Here is a 15,246-nt window from a genome sequence, read left to right as displayed (position 1 = left end):
TCCAGACAAGGAGGGCAGCACCGTCGCCGGTGCCTAGTTTTGCAGTGTAGTCAGGGAAATCCTGCTTTGCTTCAGTCCTTTTCCGGCGGCAGCTCGGGCAGGGCGCGCAAAGCGGTTTCATACCATTCGGTGTTGAACGCACGGTCTTCTTCGAGCATCGCGTCAATCTCGTGGGCCAGCACATGGGCCATGAGGTTGAGGATGTCTTCGCGCTCGTAACCCACCAGGGTCAGCTTGTTGAACGTGGCTTTGGCCGCTGGCGGGTTGTCGCTTTCAATCTGGTTCTCGATCGCTTCGATCAGGGTCGACTCGGCGAACTCTTCTTCGTCGCTGTCGATGTCGGTTGGCTCGCTCATGGGCGATCTCCTCTGAAGGGGCACCCAGTTTGCCATGAGCCAAGCGTCAATGCCCGGCTATCGACAATCTCCATGATGCTGGTCAGTACCCGGTCATGGGTCTATAACAATCCGGCCAACCCCTTTACGGCCTGGAGGCTGTTTTCATGCTTAAGCTTTATGGATTTGCCGTCAGCAACTACTACAACATGGTCAAGCTGGCGCTGCTGGAAAAGGGTGTACCGTTTGAAGAAGTGCCGTTTTTCGGCGGCCAGAGCCCCGAAGCACTGCAGAAAAGCCCGCGCGGCAAGGTGCCGACGCTGGAGACCGAGCACGGTTTTCTCAGTGAAACCAACCTGATCCTCGATTACATCGAGCGGACCCAGGCGGGTAAGGCGCTGTTGCCTGAAGGGGTTTTCGCTCAGGCCAAGGTGCACGAACTGGCCAAGGAGATCGAGCTGTACATCGAGTTGCCTGCCCGCGCCTGCTACCCCGAAGCCTTCTTCGGCGCCCAGGTCGACCCGGCCATCAAGGACAAGGCCAAAGCCGAGCTGCTGGCAGGTATTGCCACCCTCAAGCGCAACGGCAAATTCAGCCCGTATGTCGCTGGCGACAGCCTGACCATCGCCGACGTGATGTTCTGCTTCAGCGTCGATCTGGCTTATGCGGTGGGCAAAAAGATCTTCGGTATCGATGTGCTGGAAGACTTCCCGCAAGCACGCGAGCTGCTTGAACGTTTCAAGAACAATCCGAATGTGCAGAAAATCGCGGCTGACAAGGAGGCGCAGATGCCTGCGTTCCTTGAAATGGTGCGCGGCGGCAAGCGCTGACAGTGGATGCAGCAGGCTCGCGGCAGGATGCCGGCGAGCCTGTGCGCAGGGCTTAGCGGCTGGCCAGCAACGCCTTGCCGCGGGCTGCGGCGGCGCGTACTTGAGCCGGGGCGGTACCGCCGATGTGGTCACGGGCGTTGACCGAACCTTCGAGGGTCAGCACGGCGAATACATCCTGTTCGATCTGGTCGCTGAACTGGCGCAGCTCCTCCAGACTCATCTCGGCCAGGTCCTTGCCGGTATCGACACCGTACTTGACTGCGTGGCCGACGATTTCGTGGCAATCACGGAACGGCAGGCCACGACGTACCAGGTAGTCAGCCAGGTCGGTCGCGGTGGAGAAACCACGCAGGGCGGCTTCGCGCATGATCGCGTGGCGCGGCTTGATCGCCGGGATCATGTCGGCAAAGGCACGTAGCGAATCGCGCAGGGTGTCGGCGGCGTCGAACAGCGGCTCTTTGTCTTCCTGGTTGTCCTTGTTGTAGGCCAGCGGTTGGCCTTTCATCAGGGTCAGCAGGCCGGTCAGGGCGCCGAACACACGGCCGGTCTTGCCGCGAACCAGCTCGGGAACGTCCGGGTTCTTTTTCTGCGGCATGATCGAGCTGCCGGTGCAGAAGCGGTCAGGCAGGTCGATGAACTGGAACTGCGCGCTGGTCCACAGCACCAGCTCTTCGGAGAAGCGCGACAGGTGCATCATCGCCACGCTGGCCGCGGCGCAGAATTCAATCGCGAAGTCGCGGTCGGAGACGCCGTCCAGCGAGTTGCCGCCTACGGCTTCGAAGCCCAGCAACTGGCAGGTCAGTTCGCGATCGATCGGGTAGGTGGTGCCCGCCAGCGCGGCGCTGCCCAGGGGCATGCGGTTGGTGCGCTTGCGGCAGTCGACCAGACGCTCGTAGTCGCGGCTGAGCATCTCGAACCAGGCCAGCAGGTGGTGGCCGAAGGTCACTGGCTGGGCGGTCTGCAGGTGGGTGAAGCCGGGCATGATGGTTTCGGCTTCGCGCTCGGCCTGCTCCAGCAGGCCCTGCTGCAGGCGGGTGATCTCGGCCAGGATCAGGTCGATTTCGTCACGCAGCCACAGGCGGATGTCGGTGGCGACCTGGTCGTTGCGGCTGCGGCCGGTGTGCAGCTTTTTACCGGTGATGCCGATGCGGTCGGTCAGGCGTGCTTCGATGTTCATGTGCACGTCTTCAAGGTCGACGCGCCAGTCGAAGTTGCCGGCCTCGATTTCAGCCTGGATGGTTTTCAGGCCATCGATGATGGTGTCGCGCTCGGCGTCTGTGAGCACGCCGACCTTCGCCAGCATGGTGGCGTGGGCGATCGAACCCATGATGTCGTGGCGGTACAGGCGCTGGTCAAAATTGACGGAGGCGGTGAAACGGGCGACGAAGGCGTCGACGGGCTCACTGAAGCGGCCGCCCCAGGACTGATTGGTCTTGTCGGTGCTCATGGATTCACTCGTTGAAGGCGTGAACGGAAAAGTGGCGTCGATGATAACAGGGTTGAGGCGCGTGCCGCAGGACGGCGGTCGGGGCAAATGCGTGATTATGTCGCGGTAAAGGCAGGCGACAGGGCGTTCGCAACAGGATATTTATCGAATGAACGGCAGCGTTCCGGCAACCGTCTACAGTTGGACAGAGGCTCGGCATGTTTCATGCTGAACCAGTGAATCTTTAGCCATCGTGCGAGTCTGAGCGTGGATCGCCGTGACGGTCGTCACCTCACCCGTCTACGCTACCCTTGTGCGAGACTCACGCAGGAATCCAGCGCAATATGAATGTCCTGATCGTTGATGACGAACCCCAAGCCCGGGAACGCCTGAGCCGACTGCTTGGCGAACTGGGGGGCTATACAGTGCTGGAGCCCAGCGCCACCAATGGCGAAGAGGCTCTGGCCCTTATTGACAGCCTCAAACCCGAGGTGGTCCTGCTCGACATCCGCATGCCGGGTCTGGATGGTCTCCAGGTCGCTGCCCGCTTGTGTGAGCGCGAAGCTCCGCCTGCCGTGGTGTTCTGTGCGGCGGATGGCGAATTCACCGTAGAATCCTTCAAGGAGAGCACGCTTGGTTATGTGCTCAAGCCGGTGACCGCCGATGCCTTGCGTGAGGCGTTGCGCAAGGCCGAGCGCCCCAGCCGGGTGCAGCTGGCGGCGCTGACGCGTCCGGCAGCCGAGAGCGGCAGTGGCCCGCGCAGCCATATCAGCGCGCGGACCCGCAAAGGCATCGAGCTGATTCCCCTGGACCAGGTGATTTATTTTATCGCCGACCACAAGTACGTGACCTTGCGCCATGAATCCGGCGAAGTGCTCCTGGATGAGCCACTCAAGGCACTGGAAGACGAGTTTGGTGATCGTTTTGTACGTATTCACCGCAATGCCCTGGTGGCCCGCAACCGCATCGAGCGTTTGCAGCGCACGCCGCTGGGGCATTTTCAGCTGTTTCTCAAAGGCCTCAATGGCGATGCGCTGATTGTCAGCCGCCGGCATGTGGCGGGCGTGCGCAAGATGATGCAGCACCTCTAGGCCGGGATTGGAGAATATTCCTACCAGGGATGGTTAATTTCTCCTGTGACATAGATCTGCAAGCGGGTCTGAATGAACTGGTATCATCCGTTACATCTATCTTTGTACGGATCGATCCATGTCCACTCGCGAAATCCGCATTGCCACGCGTAAAAGTGCCCTTGCCCTGTGGCAGGCCGAATACGTCAAAGCCCGTCTGGAGCAGGCCCACCCTGGTCTGCTGGTAACCTTGGTGCCTATGGTCAGTCGCGGCGACAAGCTGCTCGACTCGCCGTTGTCGAAGATCGGTGGCAAGGGCCTGTTCGTCAAGGAACTGGAAACCGCGTTGCTGGAAAACCAGGCCGACATCGCCGTGCACTCGATGAAAGACGTGCCGATGGACTTCCCCGAGGGGCTGGGCCTGTATTGCATCTGTGAGCGCGAAGACCCGCGTGACGCCTTTGTTTCCAATACCTTCAAGAGCCTCGATGAGCTGCCTGCCGGCAGTATCGTCGGCACCTCCAGCCTGCGTCGTCAGGCCCAGCTGCTGAGCCGTCGCCCAGACCTCGAGATCCGTTTTCTGCGCGGCAACGTCAACACCCGTCTGGCCAAGCTCGACGCCGGCGAGTACGACGCGATTATCCTCGCTGCCGCCGGCCTGATTCGTCTCGGCTTTGAAGATCGCATCACCTCCGGCATCAGTGTCGATGACAGCCTGCCTGCCGGTGGCCAGGGCGCGGTGGGTATCGAATGCCGTAGCGCCGACCGCGAAATCCATGCGCTGCTGGCGCCTTTGCACCATCAGGACACGGCTGACCGCGTGACTGCCGAGCGAGCGCTGAACAAGCACCTCAATGGCGGCTGCCAGGTGCCGATCGCCTGTTACGCCGTGCTGGAGGGCGACCAGCTGTGGCTGCGAGGCCTGGTCGGCGAACCGAGCGGTGGCAAGCTGCTGACCGCTCAGGCCCGTGCGCCGCGTGGCGATGCTGAGGCCCTGGGCGTCCAGGTTGCCGAAGACCTGCTCAAGCAAGGCGCCGAAGACATCCTCAAAGCCGTGTATGGCGAGGCCGGTCACCCGTGAGCGGCTGGCGCCTGCTCCTGACCCGGCCGGCGGAAGAATGCAGCGCGCTGGCACAGGTGCTGGCTGAGCAAGGGGTTGCCAGCAGCAGTCTGCCGCTGCTGGAGATCGAGGCGGTGAGCCTGGATGGGTCCCAGCTCGGCCTGCTGCGCGCGTTTGATCGTTACGCTGCGATCATCGTGGTCAGCAAGCCGGCTGCGCGCCTGGGGCTGGCGGAACTGTCCCGCTATTGGCCGCAGCTGCCTCCGTCAGCCTGGTTTACCGTGGGGGCTGCGTCTGCGCAGATTCTTCAGGACCAGGGCTGTCAGGTCAGCTTCCCGCCGGCCGGCGATGACAGCGAAGCACTCCTGCAACTGCCCGCGTTGCACCAGGCGATTGCCGGCCCGGCACCGCGGGTGCTGATCATGCGAGGTGAAGGCGGGCGCGAATTGCTCGCCGAGCGTCTCACCGAGCAAGGTGCTAGTGTCGATTATCTGCAACTCTACCGCCGCTACCTGCCGGCCTACCCGGACGGCGCGTTATCCGCGCGAGTTGCCGAGGAACGCCTGAACGGCCTGGTGGTCAGCAGTGGGCAGGGTTTTGAACACTTGCGGCAACTGGCCGGGGAGAAGTGGCCGCAGCTGGCGCAGTTGCCGCTGTTCGTGCCCAGCCCGCGTGTTGCCGCGCAAGCCCGGGAAGCCGGGGCACAGAATGTAGTGGACTGTCGCGGTGCCAGCGCCGCGGCGTTGTTGGCAGCCCTGCAGCAATTGCCTGCACCTGCCCTCTGAAGCGCTAAGCTGATTGGCGACGAGCCCAATGCAAAGGATGGATACGTGAGCGAAACTGTCTTGCCCAACGATGACTTGCAATCGACGCCTGACGCGTCCGAACCCTCCACCACCCCGCCGGCCAAACGTTCGGGCAACGGCCTGGCAATCCTGGCCTTGCTGCTCGGTGCTGCGGGCGTTGCCGTTGGCGGTTGGGGGGTATGGCAGGTGCGCCAGCTCCAGGGCGCCGAACAAGGCCAGGGCCAGTACCTGCAAGCCTTGAGCGAAAAGACCCAGGCGCTGCAATTGCGTGAGCAGCAGATGTCGGCGCAACTGGCGGGTTTGCCTGCGGCGACCGAACTTGAAGATCGCCGTCGTCTGGTGGCGCAACTGCAGGGTGATCAGCAACGCCTCAGCCAGCGCCTGGAAAGTATTCTCGGTGCCAGCCGCAAAGACTGGCGCCTGGCCGAAGCCGAGCACTTGCTGCGTCTGGCCAGTCTGCGCTTGTCGGCCCTGCAGGACATCGTCAGTGCCCGCGCCCTGGTCCAGGGTGCCGATGACATTCTGCGCGAGCAGAGCGACCCGGGTGCCTTTGCCGCCCGTGAGCAGCTGGCGAAAAGCCTGGCCACCCTCAGCAGCGTCCAGCAACCGGACCGTACCGGCTTGTTCCTGAAGCTGGCGGCCCAGCGTGAACTGGTACAGCAGCTCAGTGCGGTGTCGCCGGAATTCAACAGCGATGCCAATGCCCTGGGCGCCTTGACCGCCGATGGCGATGGCGCCAGTCGCTGGTCGCAGTGGTGGGCGGAGCTGTCCAAGTACTTCCAGATTGATTTCAACGCTGACGAAAATGTTCGCCCATTGCTTGCCGGGCAGTCGCTCAATCAACTGCGTCTGGCGCTCAGCCTGACCATCGAGCAGGCCCAGTGGGCTGCGCTGAACGGTGAAGCCAAGGTGTATACCCAGGCCCTGGATGATGCGCGCAGCGTTCTGCTGGCCAACTTCAACCCGGACAACCCGCAAAGCAAGGCAATGCTCGACAGCCTCAATGCCCTGGCCGAAGAGCCGGTGTCGGTTGTGGTCCCGGACCTTGCCGACAGCCTTAGCGCGGTTCAAGCCTACCTCGAGCGCCGGCACTTGCCGGCCGAGGAGGGCAAACCATGAAGCGCGTCTACCTGTTGGCGGTGGTGGCCATTGCGGCGGCTGCCGCACTCGGGATCGCGATCGCCAAGCACAGCGGTTATGTGCTGATTTCCTACGGCAGCTTTCGCTATCAATCCGGGCTCTGGGCGGCACTGGCGGTGTTGGCCGGCATCATTCTCGCCGTGCTGCTGGTGCGCTATCTGGTCGGCCTGGTGCTGACCTCCAGCGGTGTGGTCAATCCCTGGTCGCGCCGCAACCGCAGTCGTCGTACCCGTCTGGCCATCGAGCAGGGCCAGCTGGACCTTGCCGAGGGTCGCTGGGCCAGCGCTCAGCGCCACCTGCAACGCGCCGCCGAAGCGGAGCGTCAACCGCTGCTGTACTACCTGGGCGCTGCACGCGCCGCGAACGAACTGGGGCGTACCGAGGACCGTGACAACCTGCTCGAACGCGCCCTGGAGCGCCAGCCGCAAGCGGAGCTGGCGATTGCCTTGAGCCACGCCCAGCTGCAGATGGATCACGGTGAGAGCGATGCCGCTCTGGTCACCCTGCAGGCCATGCAAGAGCGTCATCCGCATAACGCCCAGGTGCTGCGCTTGTTGCAGCGGCTGTACCGTGAGCGCGGTGACTGGTCGGCGCTGATCCGGTTGTTGCCTGAGTTGCGCAAGGACAAGGTCCTGCCCGCCACTGAACTGGCGGAGCTGGAGCGACGCGCCTGGGGCGAGAACCTCAGCCTGGCCGCCAGCCGTGAAGGTGAGGAGCAAAGTGCCCGTCAGTCCCTGGAGCGGGCCTGGCAGCAGCTGACTACCGCCCAGCGTCAGGAGCCGCAACTGGTGTTGGCCTATGCCGAGCAGTTGCGTCAGCTGGGGGCGGAGAGCGACGCGGAAGAGGTGCTGCGCACAGCGCTCAAGCGCCAGTATGAGAGCCACCTGGCGCGGCTCTACGGCCTGGTGCGCGGCACTGATCTGGCGCGCCAGCTGCAGACCGCCGAAGGCTGGTTGAAGCAGCACGGCGATGACCCTGGCCTGTTGCTCACCCTGGGGCGGTTGAGCCTGCAGAATCGCTTGTGGGGCAAGGCGCGTGACTACCTGGAAAGCAGCTTGCGCCTGCAACGCAATCCCGAGGCCTGCGCCGAACTGGCACGCCTGCTGGCCGGGCTGGGTGATACCGAGCGCAGCAACCAGCTGTTCCAGGAGGGGCTGGGCCTGCTGGACGAACGCCTGCTGGCGCTGCCCTTGCCAGAAGCTGTTCGAGCTTGAGCTACCCTTGGGCTTGCGCTAAACCGCAAGCCCAAGCCTTAGACGAAAACGCCTACAAATCCCTACGCCCTCGTCCGACAATAGCTGAATATATTTCTAGCTTGTTTCGCGACCATTCCCTTTGTAGTCAACGACTTATCCTATTTGTCGCGCCTTGAAACAAGATGCGGCAATCCTCTACCGTTGAAGTCTGCCCATCTCGATTGCGGAACTACCATGCCGTTGGCTCGCTTGCGTTCAATGTTCCTTCCGGCCTTGCTGGCCTCGGTACTGATGCTGGCTGCTGCGTTCTATCTTGAATGGGGCATGGCGCTGGAACCGTGTCCGCTGTGCTACAGCCAGCGGCTGTTTCTGGGGGGCTTTGCACTGGTCTGCCTGTGTGCGGTGGTGCACGCTCCCGGGCGCCTTGGGGCGCGCCTTTATGCGGCGCTGGCGCTGTTCTTCGCCACGGGTGGAGCGCTGCTCGCAGCCAGGCATGTGTGGTTGCAAGGCACGCCGCTGGCGAACATGGGGTGCCAGCCATCGATGAGCTATTTCTTCGAAAGCCTGCCCCTGAGCCAGTCGCTCAAAATCATGGTGCTCGGCAGCCCTGAATGCACGCCCATCAACTGGAGTTTTCTCGACTTGACGGTCCCCGAGTGGAGCTTGCTGTCGTTTGTACTGTTGGCCGCACTGCTGCTTTTGCGCCTGTGTGCGCACAAGCGTTCGCTCATCAGCCATCCGGCAAAAAACTGAAGCAATCGATTGCAGATGCAAACGACCGGCGGCAGCTTCAGAAAGTATTAAACACTTGTATGAACTTTGTCGTCTGCGTACCTTGAAGCCAAGGGCGCACGGGAATAATCTCCCTGCACGCATACCGAAAACACAGCTGCTCGATGCCGTCTGCTGATTTCACCATTGCTGCGCACACTTGCGAGCGGGGGCAGGCGCATTACCCAGAAGGGAAGAGATCGCCATGCTAGATAGTTGTCAGAATGCTCAGGAACGCTGGGGTGGGGTTCACAAGCTCATTGACCGCTGGTTGGATGAGCGTGCAGAGCTGGTAACGGCCTTTCGTGAGTTGCGCGATGCCAAGCCGGCATTCGCCGACAAGGACAAGAGCCGGGACTTCTGTGCGGTGCTGATCGATTATGTGTCAGCCTGGCATTTCGAAGTGAGCGAGCAACTGGTCAGCGAAGCCAAGGCTTTTGGCGATACGCGAGGCCTGGAGCTGGCGAAGCAGATCAGCCCCCGAATCGATGCGACCACCGAAATTGCCTCGGCTTTCAACGATCATTGCGACAAGGGTGACTGCAACGACCCTGAGCGCTTTGCGAAGAAATTGACCGAACTCGGCAGCCTGCTGCATGAGCGCTTCGAACTCGAAGACTGCCTGATCGAAGTACTGCACAACGCGCACAGCGAAGAGGGCGCGGTACAGGCCTGATGGGTGTGCCGACTTCAGTCGGCGACCCCAAGCAGCTCGATCTCGAACACCAGTGGCGTATAGGGCGCAATAAGGTCGCCCGCGCCTTCGGCGCCATATGCCTGGGCTGAAGGAATCACCAGACGCCACTTGGACCCTGTCGCCATCTCCGGCAATGCTACTTGCCACCCCTCGATCACACTGTCCAGATTGAACCATTGCGCTTGCTGGTTCTGATCGAAGATAGTGCCGTCTGGCAACTTGCCGACATAGCGAACCTGGACTTTGCCCTTGGCGCCGGGTTTGGCTCCGCTGCCTTTGATCAGTTCTGTCACCAGAATGCCTGCGGCTAATTCGCGCACACCTGCGCGGGCCCGCTCATTGGCCATGAAGCGTTTTTCTGCGCCCAGTAACTGTTCACTTTGCGCATGTAGCGCTGCTTCGTTGGCGCGGGTTTCATGTTCGCCGAGTATTGCCGCCATGCGCTCTTTGCTCAGGGCCAGCGGCTTGTTCTGATAGGCCTGGCGTAACCCCTCAAGCAAGGCATCCAGTTGCAGGTCAGGAACTTCTGTACGCAGCCGTTCACCAAGGCTTGCGCCCAGGCTGTAGGCCAGGTCGTGATCATTTGTCGTGGTTTCGGCGGGCGCTGCCAAGAGCGCTGCCGGTAATAGAAAAACAGCTAACACTAGATAGCGCGACACTGGCGTACTCCTGCTTCAGCGGAAGTAAAGTATGCCAGCCTTGCTCTGCGACTTCGTGCAAATATCAGCAACACGTTGCGAAGCATCTACACTTGTTCCCAGCTGCAGCGATAACAACTTTGCCCAGGCATGCAACGCGGCGCCTTCGATACTGTCAACATGCCCTAGCGGCGGTAGCAGCAGAAGCATAGTATGAGCCGCACTCTCGTCAGCCAGGAGGTAAACCATGTCGGCCAATAAGAAGCCAGTAAGTACGCCGTTGCACCTGCTCCAGCAACTCTCGGGCAGCCTGCTCGATCATTTGGAAAATGCCTGCTCGCAAGCGCTGGCTGATGCTGAAAAACTGCTCGCCAAGTTGGAAAAACAACGCGGCAAGGCACAAGAAAAACTGCACAAATCTCGTCTCAAATTGCAAGACGCAGCCAAGTCCGGAAAAGCCAAGGCACAGGCCAAAGCCAAGTCGGCAGCGGCTGAACTGGAAGAGCTGCTCGACTCGCTGAAAGAGCGCCAGTCGCAGACTCGCACCTACATTCTGCAGCTCAAGCGCGATGCCCAGGAAAGCCTGAAACTGGCCCAGGGTGTTGGCAAGGTCAAGGAAGCGGCTGCCAAGGCGCTGACTCAGCGCGAGGCAAAACCTGCTGCTGCCGCGGCCAAGCCGGCCGCCAAGGCACCGGTAAAAGCTGCGAGCAAGCCTGCCGCCAAACCTGCGGTCAAAGCCGCTGCCAAGCTAGCAGTAAAAGCACCTGCACGTACCGCTGCTGCCAAACCAGCCGCCAAGCCTGCTGCAGTAAAAGCACCCGCTAAACCTGCGGCCAAAACTGCCGCAGCTAAACCCGCTGCGGCGAAAGCGCCTGCCAAACCTGCAGCGGCAAAACCGGCAGCCAGGCCTGCAACCAGAGCGGCGGCAAAACCCGCCACCAGAACCGCTGCTGCAAAACCTGCCGCCAAGCCAGCGGCTAAACCTGCAGTTGCCAAACCCGCAGTGAAAGCAGCGGCCAAACCAGCAGCCAAGCCTGTTGCGGCGAAAGCACCTGCCAGGCCTGCGGCCAAACCGGCAGCGGCGAAAGCACCCGCCAAGCCAGCAGCGGCCAAGCCTGTTGCCGCGAAAACAGCGGCCAAACCTGCGGCCCGTCCTGCTGCAAAAGCACCTGCCAAACCGGCCGCACAGCCTGTTGCCGCCAAGCCTGCCAGCGCACCTGCGCCAGCAGCTTCCGCACCCGCTCCTGCGGTCAGTGCACCGGCGAGCAGCGCACCGACTGCACCTGCATCCTCGGTAACGCCAACTCAGACGCCATCTTCGGCATCCTGAGTCGACTGCATCACGGCGCGCAGCGTATGCAGTGCGTCGTGATGCACACCACCGTCCAATGACGTCAGGCATTGCAGCCAATCGATGTCAGCTTCGGGTGTTGCTGCCCAGCCCTCACAGGCCTCCTGCAAGCGCTCCAGCACAATGCGCTCCGCCTTCAGTTCCAGTCCCTTCACGTGCTCGCGCAAATTCGCCAGCTGCGGATCCTGCATCGCCGCATTGCGCCATTGCTGACGCAAACTGCGTAGCGGTTTGACCACGTTGCTCTGCCAGGTCTCGGCCACTTCCCGTAATGCTTGCAGACGTTGCTCGTTCGGCATCACGCCACGCGTGTCGAGCCAGGCCGCGCACAGCAGCAGGCAGACATCGCCGCCTTGATCCTGCCACTGCAGGCAGGCCGCCTCGGCACCTGGGCGGGCGTAAAGATTCAGGGCAAAATTCCACAGGTCGGTGTGCATGGTCCCACTCGCGCCAGTTGCCGACGAAGCTGGTAGACTCCGCGGCCATTATGATCAGACTATCGAACCTCACTTTACAGCGTGGTCCCCAGCGCCTGCTAGAAGGCGCTGAGTTGACCCTGCACGCCGGTCACAAAGCCGGCCTGATCGGCGCCAATGGCGCCGGTAAATCCAGCCTGTTCGCCTTGTTGCGCGGTGAGCTGACGCCCGACTCCGGCGACTGTCAGCTGCCGGCCGACTGGCGTATCGCACACATGCGCCAGGAGGTCGATACCCTCGACCGCCTGGCAGTCGACTATGTGCTCGATGGCGACATCCGCCTGCGCAAGGTCCAGGCCGATCTGGCTGCCGCCGAAGCCGCCCATGACGGTACGGCGCTGGCGCGTCTGCATATCGAGCTCGACAGCGCCGACGGCTACACCGCCGATGCCCGTGCCCGCAAGCTGCTGGCCGGTCTGGGTTTCACCAACGAGCAGATGGACCGCCGCGTCGGCGACTTCTCCGGTGGCTGGCGAATGCGCCTGAACCTGGCCCAGGCGCTGATGTGCCCCTCCGACCTGCTGTTGCTCGACGAACCGACCAACCACCTCGATCTCGATGCGATCCTCTGGCTGGAAGATTGGCTCAAGGGCTACCCGGGCACGCTGTTGCTGATTTCCCACGACCGCGATTTTCTCGATGCGGTGGTCGATCATGTCGCCCATGTCGAGCAGTGCAAGCTGACGCTCTACCGTGGTGGCTACACCGCGTTCGAGCGTACCCGTGCCGAGCGTCTGGCCCAGCAGCAACAGGCCTACGAGAAGCAGCAGGCGCAGCGCGCGCACATGGAAAAGTACATCGCCCGGTTCAAGGCCCAGGCCACCAAGGCACGTCAGGCGCAGAGCCGGATCAAGGCCCTGGAACGCATGGAAGAGCTTTCGGCCGCGCATGTGGACTCGCCGTTTGACTTCGTCTTCCGTGAATCGGAAAAGATTTCCAGCCCTTTGCTCGACCTGTCCGAAGGTCGCCTGGGTTACGGCGACAAGACCATCCTTGAGAAGGTCAAGCTGCAGCTCACTCCTGGTGCGCGTATCGGCTTGCTCGGCCCCAACGGGGCGGGCAAGTCGACCCTGATCAAGAACCTGGCCGGCGAGCTGGAGCCATTGAGCGGTCGTCTGGTGCGCGGTGAGAACCTGTCGGTGGGCTACTTCGCCCAGCATCAGCTCGACTCGCTGGACAACAAGGCCAGCCCGTTGCTGCACCTGCAGCGTCTGGCGCCGACCGAGCGCGAGCAAACGCTGCGTGACTTCCTCGGTGGCTTTGACTTCCGCGGCGGCCGGATCGACGAGCCGGTGCTGAATTTCTCCGGTGGTGAAAAGGCCCGCCTGGCCTTGGCGTTGATCGCCTGGGAACGACCGAACCTGCTGCTGCTCGATGAACCGACCAACCACCTGGACCTGGAAATGCGCCTGGCACTGACCATGGCACTGCAGGAGTTCAGCGGTGCGGTGCTGGTGGTTTCCCACGATCGCCATCTGCTCAAAAGCACCACCGACGACTTCCTGTTGGTGGCCGATGGCAAGGTTGAAACCTTCGACGGCGACCTCGACGACTACAGCCGCTGGCTGGTCGAGTATCGCCAGCGCAATGCGCCGGTCAGTACCGCGCCAGTCAATGCCGACAAGACTGACAAGAAAGCCCAGCGTCAGGCTGCGGCAGCGCTGCGTCAGCAGCTGGCCCCGCACAAGCGTGAGGCCGACAAGCTGGAGCGCGAACTGGGCACCCTGCATGAGCAACTGGCAAAGATCGATGCCAGCCTCGGTGACAGTGCTATCTACGAAGCTGCACGCAAGGATGAGCTGCGCGACTTACTGGCCCAACAGGCCAAGCTCAAAGTCCGCGAGGCAGAACTGGAAGAAGCCTGGATGGCCGCCCTTGAGCAGCTGGAGACCATGCAGGCGGAGTTGGAGGCGTTGTCTTGATCGCGTCGTTGCAGTTGCCCGTGCCGCCGGAGTGGATCGCACCGTTCTGGCTGGGCTTGCAGATTCTCCTGATCCTCTGCGCTGCATTTGTCCTGCAGCGTCTGGTCGGGCGCTGCCTGAAGCGCTTGGGCGAACGTTATCCGTTGCCCCCGGAGCTGATGATGCCGGTACGCGGTGGCCTGCGCTGGCTGATCATGGGCAGCGCGCTGGTGTTCGTACTCGAGCGCCTGGGCGTTTCCGCCACGGTGTTGTGGACGGCCTTGTCCGGCTTTGTCGCCGTCGCGGCGGTGGCGTTCTTCGCCATGTGGAGTGTGTTGTCGAACCTGCTGTGTGCGGTGCTGATCTTCACCGTCGGGCCGTTTCGCATCGGCGACGTGGTGGAGCTGGTCGAGACCATCGACAAGCCTGGAGTGAAAGGGCGGGTGGTGGCCATCAACCTGCTGTTCACGACCCTGATCGAAATGCCGGAGGCCGGTGGCGCGACTGTCCAGGTGCCCAACAGCCAGTTTTTCCAGAAGTCGGTCAGGCGCTGGCGTGGCGCTGAGATTGTGCCGCTGGTGGGTGAAGACAAAATCGTCGGCAAATGATCGGCCGCTGAAAAAAACCGTGGTTATTTTTTCGCCAGCGCACTAGTTTAGAGCTTTGTAACAAGCTATGGCCGAGGTGCGTGATGTCGTTGGAAACGTGGTTGGCATTTTTTGCCGCATGCTGGGTGATCAGTCTCTCACCGGGCGCCGGGGCGATTGCCTCGATGTCCTGTGGTCTGCAGTACGGCTTCTGGCGCGGCTACTGGAACGCCCTGGGCCTGCAGCTGGGCCTGGTGCTGCAGATTGCGATCATTGCCGCCGGCGTTGGCGCCATCCTCGCCGCCTCGGCTACAGCGTTCCAGGTGATCAAATGGTTCGGCGTTGCCTACCTGGTCTACCTGGCCGTCAAACAGTGGCGCGCCTTGCCGGCCGACCTCAGCGACGAGTCTGCCGTGCGACCGATCGGCAAGCCGCTGGGGCTGGTGTTCCGTGGCTTTCTGGTCAACGTCAGCAACCCCAAGGCGCTGATCTTCATGCTGGCGGTACTGCCGCAGTTCATCAATCCGCATGCGCCGTTGCTGCCCCAGTACCTGATCATCACGGCGACCATGGTGACTGTGGATCTGCTGGTCATGGCCGGATACACCGGCCTGGCGGCACGGGTACTGCGCTTGCTGCGCACGCCCAAGCAGCAGCGGCGGATGAACCGCACGTTTGCCGGGTTGTTCCTCGGGGCTGCGACCTTACTGGCGACGATTCGCCGGGCGCCAGTCTGAGTTTTAGGCTGTTCTCGGTGGGAGCGGGCTTGCCCCGCGAAGCGATGTGACTGACCGATCGCTATCGCGGGGCAAGTCGAGTCGTCGCACCGCCGCTCCCACAGTGAGAAAAAGGCGACCTCAGGGTCGCCTTTTTTGTGCACGAGATGAAATTGTCACTAAATTTTACCGAGATTGCCGCGCAAACCTTGAGCGATCGCCATTGGAAGTGAACAATGCAATACC

16 protein-coding genes and 1 pseudogene are annotated in these 15,246 nt (G+C 62.0%); 13 read left to right on the top strand and 4 right to left on the bottom strand.

The window, feature by feature from the left end; genetic code table 11:
• Positions 1–71: 71 nt before the first annotated feature.
• Positions 72–356, bottom strand: coding sequence for a hypothetical protein (locus PSAKL28_RS25520; protein WP_038615784.1), 285 nt, complete (start codon positions 354–356; stop codon positions 72–74).
• A gap of 146 nt (positions 357–502) precedes the next feature.
• Between PSAKL28_RS25520 and PSAKL28_RS25515 the strand changes: the two genes are divergently transcribed.
• Entirely contained in the window at positions 503–1,165 is a 663-nt protein-coding gene (locus PSAKL28_RS25515; RefSeq protein ID WP_038615782.1) for a glutathione S-transferase family protein, read from the top strand.
• Between the two features lie 52 nt (positions 1,166–1,217).
• Here PSAKL28_RS25515 and argH read toward each other — a convergent pair whose 3' ends face one another.
• Positions 1,218–2,612 carry an argininosuccinate lyase gene (gene argH, locus PSAKL28_RS25510; RefSeq protein ID WP_038615780.1) on the bottom strand — a complete coding sequence of 465 codons (1,395 nt, stop codon included), beginning with the start codon at positions 2,610–2,612 and terminating at the stop codon, positions 1,218–1,220.
• A 219-nt stretch (positions 2,613–2,831) separates the two neighbouring features.
• Here argH and PSAKL28_RS28045 point away from each other — a divergent pair.
• The 8 genes and pseudogenes from PSAKL28_RS28045 to PSAKL28_RS25475 all read left to right on the top strand — a co-directional run.
• Positions 2,832–2,939: pseudogene (locus PSAKL28_RS28045) on the top strand (sensor histidine kinase); the annotation flags it as partial.
• Positions 2,936–3,682, top strand: coding sequence for a LytR/AlgR family response regulator transcription factor (locus PSAKL28_RS25505; protein WP_038615778.1), 747 nt, complete (start codon positions 2,936–2,938; stop codon positions 3,680–3,682). The pseudogene PSAKL28_RS28045 and the gene PSAKL28_RS25505, both read left to right, overlap by 4 nt.
• A 118-nt stretch (positions 3,683–3,800) precedes the next feature.
• Complete coding sequence (gene hemC, locus PSAKL28_RS25500) at positions 3,801–4,742, top strand: hydroxymethylbilane synthase (protein WP_038615777.1); 942 nt, start codon at positions 3,801–3,803, stop codon at positions 4,740–4,742.
• Positions 4,739–5,506, top strand: coding sequence for a uroporphyrinogen-III synthase (locus PSAKL28_RS28355; protein ID WP_038615775.1), 768 nt, complete (start codon positions 4,739–4,741; stop codon positions 5,504–5,506). Before hemC ends, PSAKL28_RS28355 begins: the two co-directional genes overlap by 4 nt.
• Before the next feature lie 45 nt (positions 5,507–5,551).
• The gene (locus tag PSAKL28_RS28350) at positions 5,552–6,646 is read left to right on the top strand and encodes a uroporphyrinogen-III C-methyltransferase (protein ID WP_038615772.1); all 1,095 of its coding nucleotides are present in this window, start codon (positions 5,552–5,554) and stop codon (positions 6,644–6,646) included.
• Entirely contained in the window at positions 6,643–7,881 is a 1,239-nt protein-coding gene (locus PSAKL28_RS25485; protein ID WP_038615770.1) for a heme biosynthesis protein HemY, read from the top strand. Before PSAKL28_RS28350 ends, PSAKL28_RS25485 begins: the two co-directional genes overlap by 4 nt.
• A gap of 216 nt (positions 7,882–8,097) precedes the next feature.
• The gene (locus tag PSAKL28_RS25480) at positions 8,098–8,616 is read left to right on the top strand and encodes a disulfide bond formation protein B (RefSeq protein WP_038615768.1); all 519 of its coding nucleotides are present in this window, start codon (positions 8,098–8,100) and stop codon (positions 8,614–8,616) included.
• Between the two features lie 223 nt (positions 8,617–8,839).
• The gene (locus tag PSAKL28_RS25475; protein WP_038615765.1) at positions 8,840–9,310 is read left to right on the top strand and encodes an Rsd/AlgQ family anti-sigma factor; all 471 of its coding nucleotides are present in this window, start codon (positions 8,840–8,842) and stop codon (positions 9,308–9,310) included.
• 14 nt (positions 9,311–9,324) lie between these two features.
• On the opposite strand, the gene PSAKL28_RS25470 is transcribed toward PSAKL28_RS25475, so the two are convergent.
• Positions 9,325–9,990, bottom strand: a complete 666-nt coding sequence (locus PSAKL28_RS25470; protein WP_038615763.1) for an FKBP-type peptidyl-prolyl cis-trans isomerase — start codon at positions 9,988–9,990, stop codon at positions 9,325–9,327.
• 226 nt (positions 9,991–10,216) lie between these two features.
• Between PSAKL28_RS25470 and PSAKL28_RS25460 the strand changes: the two genes are divergently transcribed.
• On the top strand, positions 10,217–11,299 hold the full coding sequence (locus PSAKL28_RS25460; RefSeq protein ID WP_038615758.1) for an AlgP family protein: 1,083 nt from the start codon (positions 10,217–10,219) through the stop codon (positions 11,297–11,299).
• On the opposite strand, the gene PSAKL28_RS25455 is transcribed toward PSAKL28_RS25460, so the two are convergent.
• The gene (locus PSAKL28_RS25455; protein ID WP_038615756.1) at positions 11,275–11,757 is read right to left on the bottom strand and encodes a TIGR02444 family protein; all 483 of its coding nucleotides are present in this window, start codon (positions 11,755–11,757) and stop codon (positions 11,275–11,277) included. The two genes, PSAKL28_RS25460 and PSAKL28_RS25455, sit on opposite strands and share 25 nt — an antisense overlap.
• Positions 11,758–11,807: 50 nt before the next feature.
• Here PSAKL28_RS25455 and PSAKL28_RS25450 point away from each other — a divergent pair, with 50 nt between their 5' ends.
• The 3 genes from PSAKL28_RS25450 to PSAKL28_RS25440 all read left to right on the top strand — a co-directional run bounded on the left by PSAKL28_RS25450 (position 11,808) and on the right by PSAKL28_RS25440 (position 15,021).
• Positions 11,808–13,718, top strand: coding sequence for an ATP-binding cassette domain-containing protein (locus PSAKL28_RS25450; RefSeq protein WP_038615753.1), 1,911 nt, complete (start codon positions 11,808–11,810; stop codon positions 13,716–13,718).
• 8 nt (positions 13,719–13,726) lie between these two features.
• Entirely contained in the window at positions 13,727–14,305 is a 579-nt protein-coding gene (locus tag PSAKL28_RS25445; protein WP_371262016.1) for a mechanosensitive ion channel domain-containing protein, read from the top strand.
• 83 nt (positions 14,306–14,388) lie between these two features.
• The gene (locus PSAKL28_RS25440; protein WP_038615750.1) at positions 14,389–15,021 is read left to right on the top strand and encodes a LysE family transporter; all 633 of its coding nucleotides are present in this window, start codon (positions 14,389–14,391) and stop codon (positions 15,019–15,021) included.
• Positions 15,022–15,246: the final 225 nt, after the last annotated feature.

The organism is Pseudomonas alkylphenolica, assembly GCF_000746525.1.
GTDB lineage: Bacteria > Pseudomonadota > Gammaproteobacteria > Pseudomonadales > Pseudomonadaceae > Aquipseudomonas > Aquipseudomonas alkylphenolica.
This window is presented reverse-complemented; position numbering and strand designations above follow the sequence as displayed.